This window comes from Devosia sp. YIM 151766 (assembly GCF_030285925.1).
GTDB lineage: Bacteria > Pseudomonadota > Alphaproteobacteria > Rhizobiales > Devosiaceae > Devosia.
This window is the reverse complement of sequence record NZ_CP127251.1, coordinates 2,437,327-2,461,441: the sequence shown is the minus strand read 5'-3', so window position 1 is coordinate 2,461,441 and position 24,115 is coordinate 2,437,327. Positions and strand designations below refer to the sequence as shown.

Annotated in this window: 29 protein-coding genes and 1 other RNA gene; 20 read left to right on the top strand and 10 right to left on the bottom strand. The window is 64.1% G+C overall.

Annotated features, from left to right (window positions below):
• Positions 1-106: 106 nt before the first annotated feature.
• From O9Z70_RS12135 to tkt, 9 genes are all read right to left on the bottom strand, one after another.
• Positions 107-1,132, bottom strand: coding sequence for a peptidoglycan -binding protein (locus tag O9Z70_RS12135; RefSeq protein WP_286019710.1), 1,026 nt, complete (start codon positions 1,130-1,132; stop codon positions 107-109).
• A 3-nt stretch (positions 1,133-1,135) separates the two neighbouring features.
• On the bottom strand, positions 1,136-2,122 hold the full coding sequence (locus O9Z70_RS12130; protein WP_286019709.1) for a flagellar motor protein MotA: 987 nt from the start codon (positions 2,120-2,122) through the stop codon (positions 1,136-1,138).
• A 162-nt stretch (positions 2,123-2,284) separates the two neighbouring features.
• Complete coding sequence (locus tag O9Z70_RS12125) at positions 2,285-3,079, bottom strand: inositol monophosphatase family protein (RefSeq protein WP_286019708.1); 795 nt, start codon at positions 3,077-3,079, stop codon at positions 2,285-2,287.
• Positions 3,080-3,211: 132 nt separating this feature from the next.
• Positions 3,212-4,309, bottom strand: a complete 1,098-nt coding sequence (locus O9Z70_RS12120; protein WP_286019707.1) for a tetratricopeptide repeat protein — start codon at positions 4,307-4,309, stop codon at positions 3,212-3,214.
• Positions 4,306-4,908 (bottom strand): thiamine phosphate synthase, encoded by a 603-nt coding sequence (locus O9Z70_RS12115; RefSeq protein ID WP_286019706.1) that lies wholly within the window; start codon positions 4,906-4,908, stop codon positions 4,306-4,308. The genes O9Z70_RS12120 and O9Z70_RS12115 overlap by 4 nt, the downstream gene beginning before the upstream one ends.
• Positions 4,909-5,104: 196 nt before the next feature.
• Positions 5,105-6,133 (bottom strand): class I fructose-bisphosphate aldolase, encoded by a 1,029-nt coding sequence (locus O9Z70_RS12110; protein WP_286019705.1) that lies wholly within the window; start codon positions 6,131-6,133, stop codon positions 5,105-5,107.
• A gap of 156 nt (positions 6,134-6,289) precedes the next feature.
• On the bottom strand, positions 6,290-7,492 hold the full coding sequence (locus tag O9Z70_RS12105; protein WP_286019704.1) for a phosphoglycerate kinase: 1,203 nt from the start codon (positions 7,490-7,492) through the stop codon (positions 6,290-6,292).
• Positions 7,493-7,640: 148 nt separating this feature from the next.
• Positions 7,641-8,648 carry a type I glyceraldehyde-3-phosphate dehydrogenase gene (gene gap / locus O9Z70_RS12100; RefSeq protein WP_286019703.1) on the bottom strand — a complete coding sequence of 336 codons (1,008 nt, stop codon included), beginning with the start codon at positions 8,646-8,648 and terminating at the stop codon, positions 7,641-7,643.
• 48 nt (positions 8,649-8,696) lie between these two features.
• The gene (gene tkt, locus O9Z70_RS12095) at positions 8,697-10,673 is read right to left on the bottom strand and encodes a transketolase (RefSeq protein ID WP_286019702.1); all 1,977 of its coding nucleotides are present in this window, start codon (positions 10,671-10,673) and stop codon (positions 8,697-8,699) included.
• Positions 10,674-10,913: 240 nt separating this feature from the next.
• On the opposite strand from tkt, the gene O9Z70_RS12090 reads away from it, so the two are divergent.
• The 8 genes from O9Z70_RS12090 (at position 10,914) to O9Z70_RS12055 (ending at position 14,741) form a co-directional block, all read left to right on the top strand.
• On the top strand, positions 10,914-11,201 hold the full coding sequence (locus tag O9Z70_RS12090) for a DUF4164 family protein (RefSeq protein WP_286019701.1): 288 nt from the start codon (positions 10,914-10,916) through the stop codon (positions 11,199-11,201).
• 4 nt (positions 11,202-11,205) lie between these two features.
• A complete protein-coding gene (locus O9Z70_RS12085) occupies positions 11,206-11,577 on the top strand; it encodes a cell division protein ZapA (RefSeq protein WP_286019700.1) in 372 nt (123 codons plus the stop codon).
• 48 nt (positions 11,578-11,625) lie between these two features.
• The gene (locus O9Z70_RS12080; protein WP_286019699.1) at positions 11,626-11,889 is read left to right on the top strand and encodes a type II toxin-antitoxin system ParD family antitoxin; all 264 of its coding nucleotides are present in this window, start codon (positions 11,626-11,628) and stop codon (positions 11,887-11,889) included.
• A 6-nt stretch (positions 11,890-11,895) separates the two neighbouring features.
• Complete coding sequence (locus tag O9Z70_RS12075; RefSeq protein WP_286019698.1) at positions 11,896-12,183, top strand: type II toxin-antitoxin system RelE/ParE family toxin; 288 nt, start codon at positions 11,896-11,898, stop codon at positions 12,181-12,183.
• 130 nt (positions 12,184-12,313) lie between these two features.
• Positions 12,314-12,470, top strand: a non-coding RNA gene (ssrS, locus tag O9Z70_RS12070) — 6S RNA.
• A gap of 21 nt (positions 12,471-12,491) precedes the next feature.
• A complete protein-coding gene (locus O9Z70_RS12065; protein ID WP_286019697.1) occupies positions 12,492-13,079 on the top strand; it encodes a 5-formyltetrahydrofolate cyclo-ligase in 588 nt (195 codons plus the stop codon).
• Complete coding sequence (locus tag O9Z70_RS12060; RefSeq protein WP_286019696.1) at positions 13,076-13,897, top strand: TIGR00282 family metallophosphoesterase; 822 nt, start codon at positions 13,076-13,078, stop codon at positions 13,895-13,897. The genes O9Z70_RS12065 and O9Z70_RS12060 overlap by 4 nt, the downstream gene beginning before the upstream one ends.
• Positions 13,898-13,994: 97 nt before the next feature.
• The gene (locus O9Z70_RS12055; RefSeq protein ID WP_286019695.1) at positions 13,995-14,741 is read left to right on the top strand and encodes a YebC/PmpR family DNA-binding transcriptional regulator; all 747 of its coding nucleotides are present in this window, start codon (positions 13,995-13,997) and stop codon (positions 14,739-14,741) included.
• Between the two features lie 194 nt (positions 14,742-14,935).
• Here the strand turns inward: O9Z70_RS12055 and O9Z70_RS12050 are convergent, their stop codons facing one another.
• The gene (locus tag O9Z70_RS12050) at positions 14,936-15,679 is read right to left on the bottom strand and encodes a GGDEF domain-containing protein (RefSeq protein WP_286019694.1); all 744 of its coding nucleotides are present in this window, start codon (positions 15,677-15,679) and stop codon (positions 14,936-14,938) included.
• 155 nt (positions 15,680-15,834) lie between these two features.
• On the opposite strand from O9Z70_RS12050, the gene ruvC reads away from it, so the two are divergent.
• The 12 genes from ruvC (at position 15,835) to msrB (ending at position 24,078) form a co-directional block, all read left to right on the top strand.
• A complete protein-coding gene (ruvC, locus tag O9Z70_RS12045; RefSeq protein WP_286019693.1) occupies positions 15,835-16,341 on the top strand; it encodes a crossover junction endodeoxyribonuclease RuvC in 507 nt (168 codons plus the stop codon).
• Entirely contained in the window at positions 16,338-16,955 is a 618-nt protein-coding gene (gene ruvA, locus O9Z70_RS12040) for a Holliday junction branch migration protein RuvA (protein ID WP_286019692.1), read from the top strand. Before ruvC ends, ruvA begins: the two co-directional genes overlap by 4 nt.
• A gap of 60 nt (positions 16,956-17,015) precedes the next feature.
• Positions 17,016-17,300, top strand: coding sequence for an AbrB/MazE/SpoVT family DNA-binding domain-containing protein (locus O9Z70_RS12035; RefSeq protein ID WP_286019691.1), 285 nt, complete (start codon positions 17,016-17,018; stop codon positions 17,298-17,300).
• Positions 17,297-17,695, top strand: coding sequence for a type II toxin-antitoxin system VapC family toxin (locus O9Z70_RS12030; protein ID WP_286019690.1), 399 nt, complete (start codon positions 17,297-17,299; stop codon positions 17,693-17,695). Before O9Z70_RS12035 ends, O9Z70_RS12030 begins: the two co-directional genes overlap by 4 nt.
• Positions 17,692-18,729 carry a Holliday junction branch migration DNA helicase RuvB gene (gene ruvB / locus O9Z70_RS12025; RefSeq protein WP_286019689.1) on the top strand — a complete coding sequence of 346 codons (1,038 nt, stop codon included), beginning with the start codon at positions 17,692-17,694 and terminating at the stop codon, positions 18,727-18,729. Before O9Z70_RS12030 ends, ruvB begins: the two co-directional genes overlap by 4 nt.
• On the top strand, positions 18,726-19,220 hold the full coding sequence (locus O9Z70_RS12020) for an NUDIX hydrolase (protein ID WP_286019688.1): 495 nt from the start codon (positions 18,726-18,728) through the stop codon (positions 19,218-19,220). Before ruvB ends, O9Z70_RS12020 begins: the two co-directional genes overlap by 4 nt.
• A complete protein-coding gene (ybgC, locus tag O9Z70_RS12015) occupies positions 19,217-19,615 on the top strand; it encodes a tol-pal system-associated acyl-CoA thioesterase (protein WP_286019687.1) in 399 nt (132 codons plus the stop codon). The genes O9Z70_RS12020 and ybgC overlap by 4 nt, the downstream gene beginning before the upstream one ends.
• Positions 19,616-19,823: 208 nt before the next feature.
• Positions 19,824-20,525: a protein TolQ gene (gene tolQ / locus O9Z70_RS12010; RefSeq protein WP_286022007.1), complete on the top strand. Its 702-nt coding sequence runs from the start codon at positions 19,824-19,826 to the stop codon at positions 20,523-20,525.
• A 1-nt stretch (position 20,526) separates the two neighbouring features.
• Positions 20,527-20,964: an ExbD/TolR family protein gene (locus tag O9Z70_RS12005; RefSeq protein WP_286019686.1), complete on the top strand. Its 438-nt coding sequence runs from the start codon at positions 20,527-20,529 to the stop codon at positions 20,962-20,964.
• A gap of 9 nt (positions 20,965-20,973) precedes the next feature.
• Positions 20,974-22,095, top strand: coding sequence for a cell envelope integrity protein TolA (gene tolA, locus O9Z70_RS12000; RefSeq protein WP_286019685.1), 1,122 nt, complete (start codon positions 20,974-20,976; stop codon positions 22,093-22,095).
• Positions 22,096-22,159: 64 nt separating this feature from the next.
• Complete coding sequence (gene tolB, locus O9Z70_RS11995; RefSeq protein WP_286019684.1) at positions 22,160-23,470, top strand: Tol-Pal system beta propeller repeat protein TolB; 1,311 nt, start codon at positions 22,160-22,162, stop codon at positions 23,468-23,470.
• 134 nt (positions 23,471-23,604) lie between these two features.
• A complete protein-coding gene (msrB, locus tag O9Z70_RS11990; RefSeq protein WP_286019683.1) occupies positions 23,605-24,078 on the top strand; it encodes a peptide-methionine (R)-S-oxide reductase MsrB in 474 nt (157 codons plus the stop codon).
• The last annotated feature ends 37 nt before the right edge of the window (positions 24,079-24,115 follow it).

Below are 24,115 nucleotides of genomic sequence, written 5' to 3'. Positions count from 1 at the left end.
TCGGGCTTGACCCGAGGGCGTTCACGATGGTGCCGCATGGCTCCGGGCGTGATTTCGCCAAATCGTTCCACTGGAGCGCTTTGTTTCGCCGGCGGCGAGCCGGAAATCACCCCTCGGTCAGCTTGAACTCGATGCGGCGATTGCGACGATAGGCTTCGTCGTTCTCGGCCGGATCGAGGGGGGCGAATTCGCCGAAGCCGGCGGCGACGAGCCGGGCCGGGGGCACGCCCTTGAGCACCAGATATTGCGCCACCGAAATGGCCCGGGCGGCGGACAATTCCCAGTTCGAGGGGAAACGCGCATTGGAGATGGGCCGGCTGTCGGTATGGCCGTCAATGCGCAGCACCCAATTGATGTCGGGCGGGATTTCCTGCTCGAGCTGGAGAATGGCGTCGGCCAGGGCGTCGAGCTCGGGCAGGCCGGCGCTGGCGATATCGGCCTGGCCGGGATCGAACAGCACTTCGGACTGGAAGACGAAGCGGTCGCCCACGACGCGCACATCGGCGCGGGTTTCGAGAATTTGCCGCAGCCGCCCGAAAAAGTCGGAGCGATAGCGGGACAGGTCCTGCACCCGTTGCGCCAGGGCCAGGTTGAGCCGCCGGCCGAGATCGGCGATCTGGGTGCGGCTTTCCGTGTCGCGGGCTTCGGAGGCTTCGAGGGCGGCTTCGAGGGCGCTGATCTGCATGCGCAAAGCCGCCAATTGCTGATTGAGCAGGGCGACTTGCGCATTGGCCTCGTCCGATAGCCGTTCGGCGTCCATCAGGTCCGCTTGCAGCCCGGCAATGGCGTCGTCGCGGTCGCCCAGTCCCGAGCCGATGCCGGCAAGCTGGCCGGCCAGGCTCTGGTTCTCGGCCTCGGCGCCGGCCAGGGTGGCGGTGAGGGTCGCCAATTGCGAGGTCAGGTCGTCGGAATTGGCGCGTTCGAGCTGCAGCAATTCGGTCAGTTCGGCGATCTGGTTGTTGAGCCGGGCCAAAGCGGTATCGCGGCCCTGGATTTCCTGGCCGAGGAAAAACTGGGTCAGCATGAACAGCGATAGCATGAAGATGATGACGAGCAGCAGGCTCGACAGCGCATCGACGAAGCCGGGCCAGTAATTGGCCTCCTGGCGCCGGCGGGAACGGGCTCCCGGCATGGATCAGCTCCGCCGCTCGTTATCGGCTTCGTTGAGCATGGCCTCGATCAGGTCCCGCAGCTTCTTGTTGGTTTCGCCCTGTTCGGTGATATAGCGGCGCAGATCGTCCTGCTCGGTGCGGATATGTTTGACCAGCCCGTCAATGCCGCGCGCCAGCTCGGCCATGGCCCGGATGGCGTTCTGCGAGGAATTCTGGTTCTGCGTATTGGCGCCGAGGCGTTCGATCAGGGCCTGGATGTCGGGGCCGCCGGCATTGACCTGCATGGCGGTGACCGGATGATCGAGTTCGGTCATCGAGGTCATCCAGTCTTCGAGATCGGTATAGAAGGCGTTCTGCGCCTGGCTGGTCTGCAGATCGAGAAAGCCCAGCACCAGTGAGCCGGACAGGCCGAACAGCGAAGACGAGAAGGCGGTGCCCATGCCGCCGAGCGGGGCGACGAGCCCTTCGCGCAGATTGGTGAACAGGGTCGCCGAATCCCCGGCTGTCACGTCGAGCGCGTTGATGACGGTGCTGACCGAGGTGACGGTTTCCAGGAGGCCGTAAAAGGTGCCGAGCAGGCCGAGAAAGACCAGCAGGCCCGTCAGATAGCGCGAGGTGTCCTTGGCCTCGTCCAGCCTGTTGCCGACCGAATCCAGGATCGAGCGCATGGAGGAGGGGGTGATGATGGCTTCCCCGATCCGCTCGCGCAGAATGCCGGCCACCGGGGCCAGCAGGATCGGCGGACGCGCCGTGGTCACGGTGCCGTCCTGAAGCGAATTGACCCAGCTTACCTCGGGAAACAGCCGGAAAACCTGCCGGAAGCTGAGAAATATGCCGATCGCCAGGGTGAAGAAGATCAGCGAATTGATGAAGGGATTGGCCCAGAAGAAGGTGATGATGGTGGAGAACAGGATTGCGGCGACCAGGCCCACCAGCACCAGAAAGATCAGGATCTTGACCAGATAAACGGCCGGGCTGGCGAGGTGATAGGGATCGTAACCTTGCGTCATCTTTGCTGAACCTAGCCCCTCGCGCACAAATCAACCGCCACGAGTCTAGAGGCGGGTGAAAGGCGTGACAATGGAAAAGGTTAACAGGGCCTTCAACACCGCGCGCGCTGGCTTTGCGAAGCGGGTCAGCGGTCGGCCTCGTCCTTCAACGAGCTCAGCAGCTTACTGGATCGGCTTCAGCGCCTTGAGCAACGCGCCTTGCAGGGCCTCGTTGCCGGCGACGATCTGGCCGTTCCACACCGATCCGGGCTGGCCGGCATAATCGGTGACCAGGCCCCCGGCTTCCTTCACCATCAGCAGGCCCGGGGCCACGTCCCAAGGCTGGAGCCCGGCTTCCCAGAGCGCATCGTAGCGGCCGGCGGCGAGCCAGGCCATGTCGAGGCAGATCGAGCCGGAGCGGCGGATGCCGGCCACGGCCGGGTTGATGGCGGCCAATTGGCGCAATTGCAGCGTATCGTTGGCGGTGCCCTGGGTCTTGATGCCGGTGCAGACCACGGCGTCGGACAGGTGCCGGCGGCTGGCGACGCGCAGGCGCTTGCGGTCGGACAGCCAGGCCCCGCCACCCTTTTCCGCGGTATAAAGCTCGTCCATTATCGGATTATAGATCACCGAGGCGACGATCTCGTCGCCCCGTTGCAGCGCGATGCCCACGGCGAAAAGCGGGATGGAGTGGAGGAAATTGGTGGTGCCGTCGAGCGGGTCGACGATCCAGGTATGCTGGCCGTCCGTGCCGGCGACCTCGCCGCCTTCTTCCATCAGGAAGGCATAGGTGGGGCGGGCCTTGCGCAACTCGTCAAAGACGATCTGCTCGGCCCGCAGATCGGCCTTGGAGACGAAATCGGCCGGACCCTTGCGCGATATCTGCAGGTTCTCGACCTCGTTGAAATCGCGGCTCAGCGACCTGCCGGCCTTGATGGCGGCATTGACCATGACGTTGAGAAGGGCGGAACGCGCCATAGGAAAGTGCTCGCTGGCTCATGCGACCCGCCCGGCATCGGCGTTTTCCGCTGCCGTCCGGCCAATGGACCCGGAAGGTCCCGTCGCTGGGTTTAAATGTGGCGGGCTTATTGCCCCAGAAAGAGCCCTGGTTCAAGGGTCTTGCGCTTCGGGCTCCGTCGCTTCGGGCTCGGCCTCGTCCGCGGGGGCCGGCGCCGGGGCGTTTTCGGCATCCATGGGACTGGGCAGGATAGGCGGTCCGGCTGCCGGCTGGGCATTGATGCTGACCGTCCCGCTATCGGCGCCGGGCGGGGCGGAGGGCCAGAAGCGGGCCCGTTCCTCGGCGCGAGCCAGCCCATCGGCGGGAATGGAGACCAGCAGGCGGTCGAGCGATGGGTCCGACAGGCCCTGGCGGCGCGCCAGCGCCCGCCACATGGCGGCCTCCTCCAGATCGAGCTGGATGCCTTCGCCCACGGCCAGCAGCTTGGCAAAACGGTTCTGCGCCACCGCATTGCCGCCCTCGGCGGCGCGGCCATACCAGGATGCCGCCGCTTCGAGATCGCGGTCGACGCCCTGTCCGAGATAGAACAGGGTTGCATAATCGATCTGGGCGGCCAGCAGGCCCTGTTCGGCGGCCAGCCCGATATAATGCGCGCCTGCCGCCAGATCGGGCGGCATACCGGCGCCTTCGAGCAGCATGGCGCCATAATCATATTGGGCTTCGGGCAGTTCGGCCTCGGCGGCCTGCTTCATCAGCTCCGCCGCCATGGCGAGGCTGGGTTCGGCATAGATGCCTTCCACATGCAGCAGCGCCATATTGTATTTGGCGGGCACATAGCCCGCTTCGGCGGCGGCGCTGAACAATTCGGCGGCGCGCTCGCGATTCCGGGGCACGCCCAGGCCTTCCTGATAGAGCATGCCCAGTTCGAACATGGCCAGCCGGTCGCCATTGCGGGCGGCGAGTTGATACCAGCCGGCGGCGCGCTCGGGATTTTGTGCCACGCCCTGGCCCTTGGCGTAGATTTCGGCGATCAGCGTCTGGGCGGCGGCGTCGCCCTGTTCGGCGCGGGGCAGGGCCAGTTCCATCGCCGTCAGGTAATAGCCCAGCTGATAGGCACCATAGGCATAATCTACCGGATGGCGCGGGCCGAAGATTTCCGTGCTGATCTGGTCGGCCGCATCGTCCTGAGCGAGGACCGGCAGCGGCAGGCACAGCAAAGCGACGGCGAGAAGGCGCCTTGATCCGATCATGCTTCCTCCCGCGCCGCCCGGTCGAAATCGCCCAATGCGGCGGCCGGGTCGGCATCGCTCCAGATGCAATCGGACAGGGCGATGAATTCGGTCTCGAGATCGGCCAGCAGCGCGATATTGGCGGCCGGGTCGGAATAAACCGCCGGCACTTCGAAGGTGTGGGCCCACCATTGCGCCAGTTCGGCGGCCTGCTTGTCGGCTGCGCCGCCCAAGGGGCCGAACATCACATAATCGACATCCAGTTCGCCGAAGCTCATGGCATCGTGGCGCGAGCGGATATTGCCGGCTCCGACAATGGCGGCGGGCTTGAGCGCGGCAATCGCCTCGCTGATGGCCTTGGCGCCGCCGGTGACGTGGACGCCATCGGCGCCGAGCCGGCGCACCAGGGCCACATCGTCCTCCAGCAGCACGGCGGCGCCGGCGGCCTGGCCGATCTGGATCAGCCGCTCGGCGAGGCTTGCATAGGCCGCGTCGTCCAGCGTGCCGCGGCGCACCAGCATTGCGGCAATTTCCGGCCCGGTCAGCGCGGCCATCAATAGGCGCGGAAACTGCACCGGGTCCGGATCGGCCGGGGTGATGAGATAGAGAAGCGGCGCCATGACGGTCCCGAATTAAAGGCAATGCTCCCTATTTGGCCATTTTGGCGATAAAGGGACAGCCCCCAAATAGGACCTGGGCGATATCGAGGCAATGGCGGTCTGCCGCAGCCGGCGCCGCTCGGGTAAAAGCGAGGCGCGTGCCTCGGGGGGAAGCACGCGCCTTCAGCGACGTTGGGAGGACGTCGGAGGGATGGGATCAGGCGGCCTGATCGAGGCTGTTGGACCATTCGCCCAGGGCGGCGAGCGAGTTCATATGGGCGCGATGGGCGAAGGCCTGGCGGGCAGTGCTGAAATTCTCGCGGCGGCCGGCCCAGTCGCGCAGGGCGACATTCTGCAATGCCCGGCCATAGGAGAAGGTCAGCGGCCAGGGCTTGCCGGCGATCTTGTTCATGGCCGAAAGATGCGCCGTGGCTTCTTCGTCGGTCTGCCCGCCGGACAGGAAGGCGATGCCCGGCACGGCGGCGGGAACGTGTTGCTTGAGCACTTCCACGGTGCGCTGGGCCACTTCCTCGACCGAGGGACGGTCGCGCGAATTGACGCCGGACAGGACCATGTTGGGCTTGAGCAGCATGCCGGCGAGATCGACCCCGGCGAGCCGCAATTCCTTGAACACGTTTTCCAGCACGTCGCCGGTCACCTGGGCGCAGCGCTCCATGGAATGATTGCCCGGCTCGCCATCGCCCACCACTTCAGGTTCGACGATCGGCACGATGCCGGCTTCCTGGCAGAGCATGGCATAGCGGGCCAGCGCATGGGCATTGGCGCGGATATTGTTGCGGGTGGGGGCGATGTCGTTGATGGTGATGACGGCACGCCACTTGGCGAAGCCGGCGCCCAGTTCGGCATAATGCTCGAGCCGCTGGCGCAGCCCGTCGAGGCCCTCGGTGATCTTCTCGCCGGATTCACCGGGCATGGGGAAGGCGCCGCGATCCACCTTGATGCCGGGAATGCAATCGGCATCGGCGAGGATGGCGCGGAACGGGATGCCGCCGGCCGATTCCTGCTTCAACGTCTCTTCGGTGAGGATGACGCCGGAGATATATTTCTGCATCGCCTCGGTGGCACCGAACAGCATCTCGCGATAATCGCGGCGCAATTCGAGCGTATTGGGCAGGTTGATCTTGGAAAAACGCTTACCGATCGTGCCTTCCGATTCATCGGCGGCGAGAATGCCCTGGCCGGGCGTCATGAGCTTCTGGGCGATCGCATTGAGCGATTTGGTCATCGGTCTAGCCTCGGATATGAACTGGCCCAAGATTAGACTTTCGTCAGCGCGCTTGCGATTAGACCTCCGGTTATGCGACGAAAGGCTAATCTTGTATGGAAGATGCGCCCAATGGTCGGCTTGGCTCGCGGCGCGAGGCTCGGAATGAGGTTTCCCCTACTTCTTCAGCGCTTCCACGCCCGGCAGGGGCTTGCCTTCCATCCATTCGAGGAAGGCGCCGCCGGCGGTGGAAACATAGGTCAGCTGGTCCTTGACCCCGGCATGGGCCAGCGCGCTCACCGTATCGCCGCCGCCGGCCACCGAAATCAGGTGGCCGTCATGGGTGCGCTTGGCGACATGTCTGGCGATGGCCACGGTGCCGGCGTCGAAAGGCTCCATTTCGAAGGCGCCGACCGGGCCGTTCCAGACCACGGTATGCGCATCGTCGATGACGGCATTGATGCGCTCGATCGAGGAGGGGCCGATATCGAGGATCATGCCGTCGGGATCGATGGCGTCGACGCCATAAAGGCGGGTGGGCGAATTGGCCTTGAAGTGCCAGGACACCACCGCGTCGATGGGCAGGATGATGGCGCAATTGGCCTTTTCGGCCTTTTCCATGATGCGGCGGGCGGTGTCGGCAAGGTCCTTTTCGCATAGGGACTTGCCCACGCCCTGACCCTGCGCGAACAGGAACGTATTGGCCATGCCGCCGCCGATGACCAGGCCATCGACCTTGGTGACCAGATTTTCCAGCAGGTCGATCTTCGAGGACACCTTGGCGCCGCCGACAATGGCGACGACCGGCTTTTTGGGCTTGCCCAGCCCGGATTCGAGCGCTTCCAGTTCCGCCTGCATGGCGAGGCCCGCCGCCGCCGGCAGCAGGCGCGCCAAGGCCTCGGTCGAGGCATGGGCGCGGTGCGCCGCCGAGAAGGCGTCGTTCACATAGACATCGCCGAGGCTCGCCATGCGCTGGGCCAGCTCGACATCATTGGCTTCCTCGCCCGGATGGAAGCGGGTGTTTTCCAGCACCAGGACCGAGCCGGCGGGCGCCGCGTCGATGGCCTCTTGGGCGGCGCTCACGTCAGTCCAGTCGGTGGCGACGAAGCCCACCGGATGGCCGGTCTCGTTGGCGATCGCCGCGCAGACCTGCTCCAGCGAGAATTCCGGGTTCACCTTCCCCTTGGGCCGGCCGAAATGCGAGAGCAGGATGACCTTGCCGTCCTTCTTGACGATTTCGCGGATAGTGGGCATCAGCCGCTCGATGCGGGTGGCGTCGCTGACCTTGCCGTCGGCTACCGGCACGTTGAGGTCGGCGCGCAGCAGCACGCGCTTGCCCGAGAGATCGAGTTCGTCGAGGGTCTTGAAGCTGTCGCTCATCGTGCAGGCTCCGGGTGGTGATTTCTGGCCGTGGGGTAGCAGAGTGCCACGAATGGCGGAAGGGTGAAAAGCGCCTGTCTGGCGGATGGATGCCGCAAACGAAAAAGGCGCCCCGAAGGACGCCCTTTCATATTCGCTTTCCGGCGGCTCAGAGCGTCTTGCCCAGGGCGACGGCGGTGTCGGCCATGCGGTTGGAAAAGCCCCATTCATTATCGTACCAGCCCATGATGTTGACGAAATTGCCGTCGATCACCTTGGTCTGGTCGAGCAGGATAGTGCAGGAATGGGGGTCGTGATTGAGGTCGCTCGAGACCAGCGGATGGGTCGTATAGGTCATCACGCCCTTGAGCTTGCCGTCGGCGGCGGCCACCAGGGCGGCATTGACTTCCTCGGCGGTCACGTTGCGGCCCGCGACGAATTTGAGATCGACCAGCGACACATTGGGGGTCGGCACCCGGATGGAGACGCCGTCCAGCTTGCCCTTGAGCTGGGGCAGGACCAGGCCGATGGCCTTGGCGGCGCCGGTCGAGGTCGGGATTTGCGACAGGGCGGCGGCGCGGGCGCGATAGAGGTCCTTATGCATGGTGTCGAGCGTCGGCTGGTCACCGGTATAGGAGTGAACCGTGGTCATCATGCCTTTTTCGATGCCGACCAGGTCATCCATCACCAGGGCCATGGGCGCCAGGCAATTGGTGGTGCAGGAGCCGTTGGAAATGACCACGTGTTCCTTGCCCAGCAGGTGGTCGTTGATGCCATAGACCACGGTGAGATCGGCGCCGTCGCCGGGGGCGGAAATGATCACCTTCTTGGCGCCGGCCTTGAGATGGGCCGAGGCCTTTTCCTTGGAAGTGAAGATGCCGGTGCATTCCAGCGCGATATCGACCTGCATTTCGGCATGCGGCAAATCGGCCGGATCGCGGATCGCCGTGACCCGGATCGGGCCGCGGCCGGCATCGATACTGTCGCCATCGACAATCACTTCATGAGGGAAACGGCCATGTACGCTGTCATAGCGCAGAAGATGGGCATTGGTCTCGACCGGACCGAGATCGTTGATCGCCACGACTTCGATATCGGTGCGGCCCGATTCGATGATGGCGCGCAGGATATTGCGGCCGATGCGGCCAAAGCCATTGATGGCGATGCGAACTGCCATGTTAGACGCTCCTAGGGCGGGAGAAAGAAAAAGGGAGGCGCGGCTCTCTTACAATTGTCCGGTGACCGCTTCAACAACGGCCTTCGATGTAATGCCAAAGTGGGCATAGAGGTCGTCGATGGGGCCGGAAGCGCCGAACGAATGCATGCCGACAAAGCGGCCCTTGTCGCCGAGCAGCTTGTTCCAGCTCATTTGGATGCCGGCTTCCACCGCGACGCGGGCCCTGGCGCTGCCCAGCACTTCGGCCTTGTAGGCGTCGGATTGCTTGGCGAACAGCTCCATCGAGGGCACCGAGACGACGCGGGCGGCAACGCCCTGCTCGGTCAGCTGCTTCTGCGCCTCGACGGCGATGGCCACTTCCGAGCCCGTGGCGAAGATCACCGCATCGGCATCGGCGGGGCCGATCAGGTTATAGGCGCCCTTGGCCGACTTGTTCTCGGCGGAATATTCGGTGCGGACCGCCGGCAGGTTCTGGCGCGACAGCGCCAGGATCGAGGGGCGGTCGGCAGTTTCCATTGCCAGTTCCCAGCATTCGGCGGTTTCCATGGCATCGGCCGGGCGGAACACCAGTAGGTTGGGAATGGCGCGAAGGGCGGTCAGATGCTCCACCGGCTGGTGGGTCGGACCGTCCTCGCCCAGGCCGATGGAATCGTGGGTCATCACATAGATGACGCGCTGCTCCATCAGCGCCGACAGGCGGATGGAAGGGCGGGCATAATCGGTGAAGACCAGGAAGGTGCCGCCATAGGGGATGAGGCCGCCATGCAGCGCCACGCCGTTCATGGCGGCGCCCATTTCATGCTCGCGGATGCCGTACATCATGTAGCGGCCGGTGCGGTTATCGGCCTGGAAAGGCAGGGTCTCGGGCGTATTGGTGAGGTTGGAGCCGGTGAGGTCGGCCGAACCGCCCAGCGTCTCGGGCACATGGCTGTTGATCACTTCCAGCGCCATCTGGCTGGCCTTGCGGCTGGCGACCTTGGGCTTGTCCGTGGCGAGCTTCCGCTTGTAATCGGCCATGGCCTTGGCGAAGCCGGCGGGCAGCGTGCCGGACATGCGGCGGGTGAACTCGTCCTTTTTGTCCGACTTGGCGAGACGGGCTTCCCACTCGCCGCGAATATTCTGGCTGCGCTTGCCGGCGGCGCGCCAGGCATCGAGGATCGCGGCGGGGATTTCGAAAGCCGGATAGTCAATGCCCAGGGCCGCCTTGGCGCCGGCCAGTTCCTCGGCCCCGAGCGGGGAGCCATGGACCTTTTCGCTGCCGGCCTTTGTGGGCGCGCCATAGCCGATCGTGGTCTTGGCGGCGATCAGGGTCGGCTTGTCGGTCGACTTCTTGGCGTCGAGCAGGGCCTTTTCGATGGCGTTCTGGTCATGGCCGTCGATTTCGATAGTGTTCCAGCCCACCGCCTGGAAGCGGGCGATCTGGTCGGTCGAGTCGGCGTTGGACACCTTGCCGTCAATGGTGATGTTGTTGTTGTCCCAGATCAGCACCAGCTTGTTGAGCTTGAGGTGACCGGCGAGCGAAATCGCTTCCTGGGAAATGCCTTCCATCAGGCAGCCGTCACCAGCCAGTACCCAGGTATGATGGTCGACGAGGTCGGAGCCGAATTCGGCGGCGAGCTTGGCTTCGGCCACGGCGAAACCCACCGAATTGGCCAGGCCCTGGCCCAGCGGCCCGGTCGTGGTCTCGATGCCCTGGGCGTGGCCGAATTCGGGATGGCCGGCGGTCTTGTAGCCGAGCTGGCGGAAATTCTTGAGCTGCTCGATATCCATGTCCTCGTAGCCCAGCAGGTAGAGCGAGGAATAAAGCAGCATCGAGCCGTGGCCGGCGGACAGGATGAAGCGGTCGCGATCGGCCCAATGGCTGTCGGCGGGATCGAACTTCATCACCTTGGTGAAGAGTACGGTGGCGATATCGGCGCAGCCCATCGGCAGGCCGGGATGGCCGGAATTGGCTTTCTCGACCGCGTCCATCGACAGGGACCGGATCGCATTGGCCAAATCGTTCTGCTGGGCTGTGTTCGTCATGGGCTGACCGCTCTCTCAGGAAGGCTGCAATTTCAAGGGAGCAGAGGCCTGTCCGGCCTTCTCCCGAGGCGGGTTGAGGCATAACAGGTTCGGCTCACCTGTCAATGTCGCCAGCCTCGTTTCCGCTGCGGCATGGCGCCGGATTTCGGGGGTTTCAGGCAGGGATATGGTTGCAATGGTCCGCCGGCTGGGGCAGGTTATTGCGGCTGGAATCGATGCGTCTTGAGGGCGGTAGCGGCCATGAGTGAGACGGAACTTGAAGAGGGGCTGGCTGCGGCCAACGCCCATTTCGACCGGGCGCTGGCCCGGCTCGAAACCAGTACGCGCGAACTGGCGGCGCGCTTGCAGCGGCATCAGCGTATCGAGGTCGATACCCAGCGCCTGGTGCATGAGCGGGCGCGGCTGGCCACCGAGCTCGACAAGACCTCGGCGCGGGCCAAGCGGCTCGACGACAGCGCCCATGAAGTGTCGCGGCGGCTGGTCGACGCCATGGAGACGGTGCGCTCCGTCCTGCAGAAAGCGGAGTAGCGCAGTGCCCGAAGTCAATGTCGAGATCAATGGCCGCAAATATCGCATGGCCTGCGAAGAGGGCCAGCAGGGTCGTCTGATCAGCCTGGCCGAGCGCTTCAACAGCCAGGTCGAGAATCTCAAGGAGGCGGTGGGAGAAATCGGCGACAATCGCCTCACCGTCATGGCCGGCATCGCGGTGCTGGACGAATTGAGCCAGGCGGAGCGCAAGATCGCCGCGCTCCAGGAACAGGTCGAGGCGCTCAGCCAGGCCGGGCAGGATATCACCACCGAGCTTGAAAGCACCGAAACCCGCTTCGCCCGCCGGCTTTCCGAAGCCGCCAAGGCGCTCGAAGGTGTGGCCGACACGCTGGACGGCGCGGCGATCCTGCCGTAATCTGTGGCAAACTTTGGCAAAGATTGCCAAAGTTGTTGGAGATTTGCCATGGCCACGATGAATGTATCGCTGCCCGACGCGATGAAAGACTGGGTCGAGAAACAGGTCGAAACCGGCCAATACGCCAATGCCAGCGATTATGTGCGCGACCTGATCCGCATGGATCGGAAGCGGGCTGACGCGCGCGAAAAACTCCAGCAGATGGTGGATGACGCGCTGGCGAGCGGCATCACCAATTACAGCAAAGAGGAGTTGCTGGAGCGGGTGATGGGGAAGGCGGAGGCCGCGGTCCGACACAAGAAAAGCGCGTGAATCAGAATGGCCTGGAGCACAACGCAGGAGGCCAACGAAGATATTTCCGAGATTGCTTTGGCCGGCGCGCTTGCCTTCGGCCTGCCCCAGTCACGCCGCTACGTGCAACGGCTTATCGCCATGTTCGATACCTTGGCCGCCCATCCGGAGCTGGCTCCCGCGCGCCAGGCGGCCGGCCGATCGGTCCGCCTCATGCCTTGCGAAGCGCACCATATTCTCTACGTGGTTGATGGCGCGGACGTGATTGTCCTTCGGGTCCTGCACCATCTGCAGGATTGGTTCGAGCTTCTTTGACATGCCATGGCGACCATAGCGGCGAATATGGCGATGGCCCCCCATGGCGCCTCGGCGCTCACAGGGTTGTGCAATCCTCTCATAAGTTGTGCCTGCCTCTTTGCATGGGGGGAGGGAAGCGCCTATATCTTGGGCGCTGCCCGGTGCGTGAGGACATCACATCCCCGGGGCCTTAATCGATCCTAAGGGAGCTGTCCCTGACCGGGCCCGTGGGCTCGGACATACGGCGCCCACCTACGTGAGTAGGTTCCCGGGATCGACGATCCCACGGCCAGGGCGGCACGAAATTCGGTGTTTTCAGAGGGCGCATGGCCGATTCTGCAATCGAGGAAACCAAGGCCGCCCTTCGCAGGGAAGCGCATATTGCCCGGGCGGCGCTTTCCAGCGAGGAGCGCGCCGACGCCGCCCGGCAGGTGGCGCGGCTGTTCTTCGAGGACATCGCCTTTGCGCCGGACGACGTCATTGCCGGCTATTGGCGCATCCGCGACGAGCTCGATTGCCAGCCCATTCTCGTCCGGCTGATCGATAGCGGTCAGCAAGTGGTGCTGCCGGTGGTGCAGGGTGCCGAGGCGCCGCTCGATCTGCGGGTCTGGGAAGCCGACCAGCCGCTTTACGAGGCCGGATTCGGCACGCTCGCCCCTTCCGACCTCGCTCCGCGCGCCGAGCCGGACCTGGTGCTGATGCCGCTTCTGGGGTTCGATGATGCCGGGACGCGGCTGGGCTATGGCGGCGGCTATTACGACCGGACGCTGGCCGAGATCGGCAAGAAACCCATGCTGGTGGGTCTGGCCTTCGCGGCGCAGGAATTGCCCCATATTCCGCGCGGTGACCATGATATCCCGCTCGATGTCGTCATCACCGAAGCCGGTGTGCGTTTCTTCGGGAAATCGGCATGAGGCTGCTGTTTCTCGGCGATGTGGTCGGCCGCGCCGGCCGCGATGCGGTGGCCGAGCGCCTGCCGGGGCTGATCGCGCGCTACCAGTTCGATTTCGTGGTGGTCAATGGCGAGAATGCCAGCCATGGCAAGGGGCTGATCGAAAACCATTATCGGGCCTTGCGCGATGCCGGCGCCGACATCGTCACGCTGGGCGATCATGCCTTCGACCAGCGCGAGGCGCTGAGCTATATCGAGCGCGAACCCAATCTGATCCGCCCGCTCAATTACGCCCCCGGCACGCCGGGGCGTGGCGCCATGCTGGCCGAGGGCCGCAATGGCCATCGCGTGCTGGTGGTCAACGCCCTGGGCCGGGTGTTCATGCCGCCCATCGACGATCCGTTCCGCGCCGTGGAAGCGGCCATCGCCGCCTGTCCGCTGGGCGAGCAAGCCGATGCGGTGATCGTCGATTTCCACACCGAGGCGACGTCAGAAATCCAGGCCATGGGCCATTTCCTCGATGGCCGCGCCAGCCTGGTCGTGGGCACCCATACCCATATCCCTACCGCCGATTACCGCCTGCTCAAGGGCGGCACTGCCTTCATGGCCGATGCCGGCATGTGCGGGGATTTCGATTCCATCATCGGCACCGAGACCGACGAGCCGCTCAATCGCTTCCTCACCGGCATCCCCAATGGCCGCTTCACCCCGGCCGAGGGGGAGGCCACTTTGTGTGGCGTCGCGGTGGAAACCGATCCGCGCAGCGGTCTCGCCCGCCATGTGGCACCGTTGCGGCTGGGTGGGGTGCTGGCGCAGACCCTGCCGGATTTCCGCGATTGAAGCCCCGCACCGGCGTCTGCCGCGCGGCGTCGCTTTATTTTTGGCGTCCCGCCTCCTATAAGCGGGCCAATTTCAGAATGTTACGTTCGAGGTAAACATGGCTGGCCATTCCCACGCCAAGAACATCATGCATCGCAAGGGCCGGTCGGATGCGATCCGGTCCAAGGTCTTTTCCAAGCTGGCGCGCGAAATCACCGTCGCCGCCAAGATGGGCCAGCCCGATCCCGCCTTCAATGCCCGGCTGCGCCTGGCCGTGGCCAATGCCCGCGCCCAGTCCATGCCCAAGGACAATATCGACCGCGCCATCAAGAAGGCGTCGGGCGCCGACAGCGAGAATTACGACGAGATCCGCTATGAGGGCTACGGCCCGGGCGGCGTCGCCGTCATCGTTGAGGCGCTGACCGACAATCGCAATCGCACCGCCTCCAATGTGCGCTCCTATTTCTCCAAGAATGGCGGCGCGCTGGGCGAGACCGGCTCGGTGGGCTTCATGTTCGACCGCGTCGGCGAGATCACCTATCCCGCCGGCGCCGGTTCGGAAGACCAGGTGATGGAAGCGGCCATCGAGGCCGGGGCCGAGGATGTCGAGAGCGACGAGGACGGCCATTACATCTATACCAGCTTCGAAGGCATGGCCGAAGTCGCCGCTGAACTCGAAAAGGTGCTGGGCGAGGCCGAGGCGGTGAAGGCGATCTGGAAGCCGCAGAACTCCACCCCCATCGACGCCGAAAAAGGTGCCACCTTGATGAAGCTCATCAATACGCTGGAAGAAGACGATGACGTGCAGAACGTCTATTCGAACTTCGACATGAGCGACGAGGACGCTGCCAAGCTGGATCAGTAGGCATTTTCCGGCGGCTCCTTCCCTCCCTTGAGGCAGGCTATCGGGCCATGACATTGGCCCGCCCCACCTTGGTCACCCTCGCGCTCGACGCGAGGGTTCTTTTTATGGGTCTGCCGCAAACGCCCTCGCGTCGAGCGCGCGGGTGACGATCCAGGAATAAAGCCGTCACCGCCGGCGTAAAGGATGGAAAAACTCTACGCCGCGTCGATCAGGGCGATCCGGTCCCGCCCGGCCGACTTGGCCTGGTAAAGGCAGATATCGGCCATTTTATACAAGGTCCGGAAATCGGTCTGGCCGCTGAACGTGGCGCCGCCGATGCTGATCGAGAGCGGGCAGCCATGGCCGTCGGTGACGAAGGCCAGGCGCGCCACGGCGGCGCGCAGCCTTTCGGCCATCCGGGCGACGCCGCGCTCGTCGAGGCGATGCAGGAAGATGCCGAATTCTTCTCCGCCCAGGCGGCCGAGCGGCGCGTTCTCGCCGGCCGTCTGCTGCAAGGTGGTGGCGATCAGCTTGAGCGCGTCGTCGCCGCGGTCGTGGCCGTGATTGTCATTGATGCTCTTGAAATGATCGACGTCGATGACCAGCAAGGCCCCCGAAACGGAACCGCTCGACAGCGACTGGCTGACCATGGCGGTGAAGGCGCCGCGATTGAGGCACCCCGTCAACCAGTCGAAGCTGGCCAGCTTCTGCAATTGGGTGTTGGCGGCGCGCAATTGCTCCTGCTTGTAGAGGACCAGCCCGATGGCCGGTGCGCCCAGGGCCAGTGGCGTGACGATGGACACCATCAATCCCGCGACATTGATGCCGGACGAGAAAGTTTCCATGATCGCGTTGGTCATGACGATCGACAACACCACCGAGATCGCCGTCAGCAACCCGGTTTTCCGATAGACCCGCAACCATGCCTGCCTGTTGAGCCTGTTTTTCGCTCCGAGCATTCTCATTCCACATTTCTGCATTCCCGGCGGCAAACTAGACAGGCGTTCGTGAACACAATGTTGCCGGCATGGATCAAATTTTGCCAATGCACTATGTTGCTGATTTGTTCACTTTGATCTTGGTAGGCTGCACCAAGCCCGGTACAAGGACGAACATGAAACATCCCGTACGAATCATCGGCATAGATCCGGGGCTGCGGCGTTGCGGCTGGGGTATTATCGAAGCTGTGGACAACCGGCTCGGCTTCGTCGCCGGCGGCACGCTGACCCCGCCGGTCGCTGGCGCCCTGGCCGAGCGGCTGGCGGCCCTGGCCGAAGCGCTCAACGATGTGCTCGATGCCCATCGGCCCGACGAGGTGGCGGTGGAGGAAACCTTCGTCAATGCCGGGATGCGTTCGGCGCTGACCTTGGGGCAGGCGCGGGGGGTCATCCTGGTGACTCCGGCCCTGCGCGGCCTGCCGGTGGCCGAATATGCGGCCAATCTGGTCAAGAAATCCGTGGTCGGCACCGGCCATGCGGCAAAGGACCAGGTGGCCCTGATGGTCAGGACGCTGTTGCCGACCGCAGTGGTCAAGGGATCCGATGCCGCCGACGCCCTGGCCATCGCCATTTGCCACGCCCATCACCGGGTGTCGGCGCGTCGCATGGGAGTGGTGGCATGATCGGCAAGCTCAAGGGCGTGGTGGACGCCTTCGGGGACGATTGGGTGCTGATCGATTGCGGCGGCGTCTGCTACCAGGTTTTCGGTTCCGCGCGCACCCTGCAGGCGCTGCCGCGCGTCGGCGAGGCGGCTTTGGTGTTCATCGAGACCATTGTGCGCGAAGACCTCATTCGACTTTACGGCTTTGCCGACGAGGCGGAAAAGAGCTGGTTTACCCTGCTGACCGGCGTGCAGGGCGTCGGGGCGCGGGTGGCGCTGGCGATTCTCTCGGTGCTGTCGCCGGCGGAATTGTCGAGCGCCATCGCCCTGCAGGACAAGGCCATGATCGGCCGGGCTAATGGCGTCGGTCCCAAGCTGGCCACGCGGGTCGTCACCGAACTCAAGGGCAAGGTCCCGGCCCTCGGCGCTGTCGATGCCGGTACGCTGGGCCTGCAAGCCGCCCTGGGCGAAGGCATTGCCGCCAGCAATGTCGCCGATGCGGCCTCGGCCCTCACCAATCTGGGCTATTCCAGCGCCCAGGCCTCGGCGGCCCTGGCGCGGGTGGTGGCCAAGGAAGGCGACGACACGGCAACGGAAAAGCTGATCCGGCTGGGCTTGCGGGAATTGAGCGCTTAGCCTTGTTTTGGTATTTTTCCTTACTACTATTATAAAGTAAGGATAAGCGGGGGTTCCCAGATGAACAGCGTTTTTCAGGTGGATGCTTCTTCTTCGGTGACGAGCAAGGGGCAAACGACCATTCCAAAATCCGTTCGCGACGCGCTGGGCATCAAAGAGGGCACTCCGCTGCGGTGGAGGCTCAAGGATGGTGTGCTTGTCGTCACCGCCAAGACAAAAAGGCTGGAGGATTTTGCCGGTCTTCTGGGGAAACCGCCGAATGGCCGGCAGGTCGACATTGAAGAAATGAACCAGGCCGTTCTTGATGAGGCCGCGGATCGCTTTCGGCGCAAGACATCACGATGATCGGTCTCGATACCAATGTACTTGTACGCGTGTTTGTCGAGGATTCGTCCGCGCAGACCGAAGCAGCGCTGCGCCTGCTGGGCGAGCTGTCCCAAGATGATCCGGGATATGTTGGCATAGTGGTGTTGGTGGAACTGGCCTGGGTGCTCAAACGCAGCTATGGCTTTGCCGATGACGCTATCTTCGCTGCGCTCGAATCGCTGTTCGAAAGCGCGAACATTGAAATCGAGCGCGCTGACCTGGTGCAGGAGGCCGTGCTGGCCGCGCACGATATCGGTGTCGATATCGCAGATTTTCTGATCGCCCTGACGGCTGCGGAAGCGGGAGCCAGAAAAACGATGACCTTCGATAGGAACGCCGCCAAGCGCATCCCCGGAATGGAATTGCTCGCGTGACCGACCTCACCTCCGCCGCCGCTGGCCGCGACGACAATCTCGACGTTGCCCTGCGGCCATCCGGCTTTGCCGATTTCGTCGGCCAGGCGGCGGCGCGGGCCAATCTCGAAGTGTTCATCCAGGCGGCGCGGCAGCGCGGCGCGGCTTTGGACCATGTGCTGTTCGTCGGCCCGCCGGGGCTGGGCAAGACCACATTGGCGCAGATCATCTCCAGGGAATTGGGCGTCGGCTTTCGCGCCACTTCCGGCCCGGTCATCGCCAAGGCCGGGGACCTGGCGGCATTGCTGACCAATCTCGAAGAGCGCGACGTGCTGTTCATCGATGAAATTCACCGGCTCAACCCGGCCATCGAGGAAGTGCTCTATCCGGCGATGGAGGATTTTCAGCTCGACCTCATCATCGGCGAGGGGCCGGCTGCCCGGTCGGTGCGCATCGATCTCGCCAAGTTCACCTTGGTCGGGGCGACGACGCGCGCGGGTCTGCTCACCACGCCCTTGCGCGACCGCTTCGGCATTCCGGTACGGCTCAATTTCTATACGCCCGAGGAATTGGTGCAGATCGTCACGCGCGGCGCGCGGCTGATGGGCATGCCCATGGCGGCGGATGGGGCGATGGAGATTGCCCGGCGTTCGCGCGGCACGCCGCGTATTGCCGGGCGATTATTGCGGCGGGTGATCGATTTCGCCCAGGTCGATGGCGCTTCGGAGATCAACAGCGCCATTGCCGACAAGGCATTGCTGCGCCTCGACGTCGATGCGCGCGGGCTCGACCAGCTCGACCGGCGCTATCTCACCACCATTGCCGATTTCTACAATGGCGGTCCGGTGGGCATCGAGACCATCGCCGCCGCGCTCAGCGAGCCGCGCGACGCCATCGAGGAAATCGTCGAGCCCTATCTGTTGCAGCAGGGCTTCATCCAGCGTACGCCGCGCGGCCGCATGCTCACCGCCATTGCCTTCCAGCATCTGGGCAAGACGCTGCCGCAGGGTTTTGTCGGCATGCAGTCGAGCCTGTTCGAGGAGAACGGCGAATGAGCGCCCGCCACGTCATCAGCTTTCCCATTGGCGGGCAGCGCTTCAATTACCGCGTCGCCGCCATTATCATCGTGAACGATCATGTCCTGCTCTGCCGCGAGGATGACGATACCTATACGATGCTGCCCGGCGGGCGGGTGGAACTGGGCGAGCCGAGCCTGTTCAGTCTCGAGCGCGAAATCGCCGAGGAATTGGCCATGCCGGCCGCGATCGGACCGCTGGTGGCGACTTCGGAAAGCTTCTATCGCCGCGAGGAACAGGATTTCCACGAATTGGGCTTCTTCTACGCCGCGCAATTGCCGGGGCAGGGACCGAACGGCAATTCCCCCTGGCTGGTGCGGCAGGACGAGGGGCACGACCTGTCCTTCTACTGGGTGAAGCTCGCCGGCACCGCGCTGGAGCAATTCAACCTGCTCCCCGCTTGGCTGCCGAATTTCCTGCGCGATCTGCCGCCACAGCCGGTTCATGTCGTTCACGACGAGCGATCATGACCCGGCACCGCTTTCCCATTCGCATCTATTACGAAGACACCGATTTTTCCGGCAATGTCTATCACGCCGCCTATCTCAAATTCTTCGAGCGCGCCCGCACCGAATTTCTGCGCGATGCCGGCATTCACCATTCCGAACTGGCCGAACAAGGCATCGCCTTCGCCGTCCGTTCGATGCATCTCGACTTCCTCGCTCCCGCCCATATCGACGACATGCTGACAGTGATCACCGAGCCGCTTGCCGCCACCGGTGTCCGGCTCGAATTGCGTCAGACAATTTTGCGTGAAGACGTCGCGCTCACCAAAGCCGAGCTGACAGTCGTTGCCATCAAGACCAGCGGCGGTCCGGCGCGCCTGCCGTCAGCGTTACGCGCGTTGTGCGAGCCTCAACGTTAGCAGTCTGTCAGCGAATACCCTTTTCCGGATTCTCTTTGTTAACCCTTTGGTGACCATAAAGGGCGCAAAGGCGGAACTGTCATGCGCCGGCGCGCCTATCGCCCGGAAAAGCCGGCATTTCTCTTAATTTTGACAGATTTTGTCCCCATCGCACCGACGATGGGGCCGCTTATGTGAGCCGGGCCGAGAAGGAATTTTCATGGAAGCCATGGATGCAGTTGGAGCGGTTGCTCCACATACCGATCTGTCCATCTGGGGCCTGTTCTGGATGGCCGACATCGTCGTCAAGTCGGTGATGCTGGGCCTGCTTGCTGCCTCGGTCTGGTGCTGGGCGATTATTATCGACAAGACAATCACTTACCGGCGCCTGCGGTCGGAAATGAACCGCTTCGAGCGCACCTTCTGGTCGGGCCAGTCGCTGGAAGAGCTCTACCAGCAGCAATCCGAAAAGCCTTCGGGCGGCCTCGGCGCCGTCTTCGTCGCGGCGATGAAGGAATGGAAGCGCAGCCATGAGCAGAACGCGGCGAGCTTCGTCGGCATGCAGCAGCGTCTCGACAAGGTACTGGACGTCGCCATCGCCCGCGAAAGCGAATATCTCGAGAAGCGCCTGGGCTTCCTCGCCACTATCGGTTCGGCCGGCCCGTTCATCGGCCTGTTCGGCACGGTCTGGGGCATCATGAACGCCTTCACCAATATCGCGGCCTCGTCCGACACCAACCTGGCCGTGGTGGCCGGCCCGATCGCCGAAGCCCTGTTCGCCACGGCCATCGGCCTGGTGGCCGCCATTCCGGCGGTTATCGCCTATAACAAGCTGTCCTCGGATGCCGGCAAGCTGACCGGACGCCTTGAAGGCTTTGCCGACGAATTCTCCACCATCCTGTCCCGCCAGCTCGAAGCACGGAGCCGCTGACATGGGTATGGGTGTCGCATCGGGCAGTGGCGGCGGCGGACGCCGCCGGCGCCGCAGGAAGAACGCGGTGATGAGCGAGATCAACGTTACGCCGATGGTGGACGTCATGCTGGTGCTGCTGATCATCATGATGGTCGCGGCCCCGATGATGACCTCGGGCGTGACGGTGGACCTGCCGCGCACCGCGGCCAATGAAATGCCAAGCCAGACCCGTCCGATCACGGTCGCGGTCACCCCGGAGGGCGCCATTTTCGTCGACGACACGCCAGTCTCGGAGACCGAGCTCGTGGGCCTGGTTGGCACGCTGGCGACCCCCGAAGACCGCATTTACCTGCGCGGCGACACCACCGCCAATTACGGCACGGTCATGCGCGTCATGGGCATGCTGTCTGCGGCTGGATATACCAAGATCGGGCTCGTCACCGAGCGCGAGAGATAGGCCGGGCTCATGCGGACGGGCCTGACCGTTTCGATATCTGCGCATGTGCTGCTGCTGGTTCTGGGTCTCATCAATCTGGGGTCCACCGAGCCGTTGGAAGCGAGCGTGCAGTCCATTTCGGTCGACCTCGTGCCCATCGAGGAATATTCCAATATCCGCCTGGGCCAGCTCGACAGCGATGTTGTCGAGACCGATACGCCCTCGGTTGTCGATACGGATGTGCCGGCCGAACTGGCCCAGCCGACCGGGAATACCGAGCAAGATCAGGTGACGCCGTCGCCCGCCGAAGTGCCGACGCCCGCGCCGGTGACCGAGACGGCGCCGGCCCCCGAGCAGCAGCCGGAGCCGGAACCGGAACCTGAACCGGAGCCTGCTCCGGCGCCCGAACCGGTGCCGCAGCCCGAGCCCGAACCAGCGCCGGCGCCGCCTGCATTGCCGCAGACACGGCCCTCGGACCTCGTGCCGGAGCCGGCCCCGACGCCCGAGCCCGAACCGGAGCCGACCCCCGAGCCCACGCCGGAACCCGAGCCGGAACCAGAACCTCAACCCGAGCCGGAGCCACAGCCGGCCCCGCAGGTCAATGTCGCCATGCCTACGGCGCGGCCGAACGATCTGGCCCAGATCCGCGAGCAGACGCAGGCCGCCGAACGCCGCCGCCGCGAGGAGGAAGAGCGCCAGCGCCAGGCCGCAGCGCAGCAGCCGCGCCCGACTCCGCCGGCAACCCAGCCCAGCCAGACCGCCGCCGACCAGATCAACAATATCATCAACAATGCCCCAACCACCGGCGGCACGACGGGGCAGGGCGGTTCGACCACATTGGGCGATACCACCGGCACCTCGGCCCGTCTCAGCCAGACGGCCATTGACGGGCTGGTGGCGCGGATCAAGACCTGCTGGAACCTGCTGCCCAGCGATTTCAACAGCGGCATGAACGTCACCCTGCGGGTTTCGATGAACCGCGATGGCAGCGTCAACGGCACGCCGCAGGTGGTTTCGGCCGATCCTTCGCCCACCGGACAGGGGATCGCGCGGGCCGCGCAGCGGGCGGTGATGCAATGCGGCCCCTATTCAATGCTGTCCGCTGACGCCTATGACCAATGGCGCCAGATCGAAGTGGAACTAAGACCTTGACCTTGAATTTGCCTGTTTGCTGACCAAAGAACGGTCCCAACGGCGAGACTGGAGACGAACCGAGATGAATCTTGTGAACCGGCGCACCGCGCTAAAGCTTGGATTGGCGGGCGGCGCCCTGCTGGCCACTGCTCCCATGTCCCTCGCCCAATTGCGCATCGTGGTGGAAGGGGCCAATTTCCAGCCGCTGCCCATCGCCATTCCGGACTTCGCCTCGTCCGATGCCGGTTTCGGGCGCGAGATCGCCGAAATCGTGCGCAACAATCTCCGGCGCTCCGGCCTGTTCCTGCCGCTCGATCCGGCCTCGCTGCCGGTCCGCGTCGGCGACGTCAACGCCACGCCCGATTTCAACGTGTGGCGCACCGCCAATGTCGATGGCGTCGTGATGGGCGCGGTTGAGCGCGGCGGGCAGATTTCCGCCTCGGTTCGTGTCTGGGATACCCAGCAGGCGGCGCAGGTCGTCGGCAATAGCTATTCGACCGATCCCAATTCGGCCCGGCGCATCGCCCACCAGATTTCCGATGCCATCTATTCTCAGCTTTCGGGCGGCACCGGATATTTCGATACGCGCGTGGTCTATGTCGCCGAGAGCGGCCCCAAGGCCAACCGCACCCGGCGCCTGGCCATCATGGACCAGGACGGCGCCAATGTGAGCTATCTCACCGATGGTTCCACCATGGCGCTGACCCCGCGCTTTTCGCCCGACGGCGACCTGTTGACCTATATGAATTTCGCCGACGGCAATCCCCAGGTCTATCTGCTGCAGCTCTCTACCGGCCGCCAGCAGCGCCTGGCCTCGGTGGGCGCAATGACCTTCGCGCCGCGCTTTTCGCCCGACGGGGGAACAGTGGCCTTTTCCGTCGAGCAGGGCGGTGCCACCAATATCTATGCCATCGCCACCGGCGGCGGCCAGCCGATGCAGCTCACCTCGGGCGCAGCGATCGACACGTCGCCGTCCTATTCGTCCGATGGCAGCCGGCTCGTCTTCGAAAGCGACAGGGGCGGCTCGCCGCAAATTTACATGATGAGCGCCGGGGGCGGGAATGCTCAGCGCATCAGCTATGGCCAGGGCAGCTATTCCACCCCGGTCTGGTCGCCGAGCGGCGATCTGATTGCCTTTACGCGCCAGTCCGGCGGGCAATTCCATATCGGCATCATGAATGCGGACGGGTCGGGCGAACGCCTGCTGTATTCGGGCTATCATGCCGAGGGTCCAACCTGGGCTCCCAATGGCCGGGTGATCATGTTCTTCCAGGACCCGGGTGGCAATGACGGCCCGCGCCTGATGAGCGTCGATATCTGGGGCCGGAGCGCCCAGACCATCCCCACAGAAAGCTATGCTTCGGACCCGGCCTGGTCGGGCCTGCGCCGTTAAATTTTTGACCACTGGATGGCGGCGATGGGAAGGCCGGATTGGCGGCCCAATCCCATCGTCTTCGGCGCCTCACCAAGTCTTGACGGCGCTTTCCCCCTGGCGGGCCTATAATGGCTGCGAGGAGGGATGCCATCATGCCGCTCAATCGTCGTCACGTTCTGCTGGCCGGTCTAGCGGCGCTGGTGCCATGGCGCCCGGCCTTGGCCGAAGAAGCGGTGTTTCCGTTCCAGCTCAGCGATGCGGAATGGCAGGCGCGGCTGGAGCCGGCGGCTTATCAGGTGCTGCGGCACGAGGACACCGAGCGGGCCTTCACCTCGCCGCTCAATGACGAAAAACGCGCCGGGACTTTCCATTGCGCCGGCTGTGACCAGCCATTGTTCGAATCCGCCAAGAAATACGACAGCGGCACCGGTTGGCCCAGTTTCTGGGACTTCATTCCCGGCGCCGTGGGCACCAAGCAAGACAATTCGCTGTGGATGACCCGTATCGAGGTGCATTGCGGCAATTGCGGCGGGCATCAGGGCCACATCTTCGAAGACGGGCCGCCACCGACAGGCCTGCGCTATTGCATCAATGGCGTGGCATTGCGTTTTCAGCCGGCGGCTTGAGGTCGGCTCCGCTATCGGCTACCTGACGAACAATCAA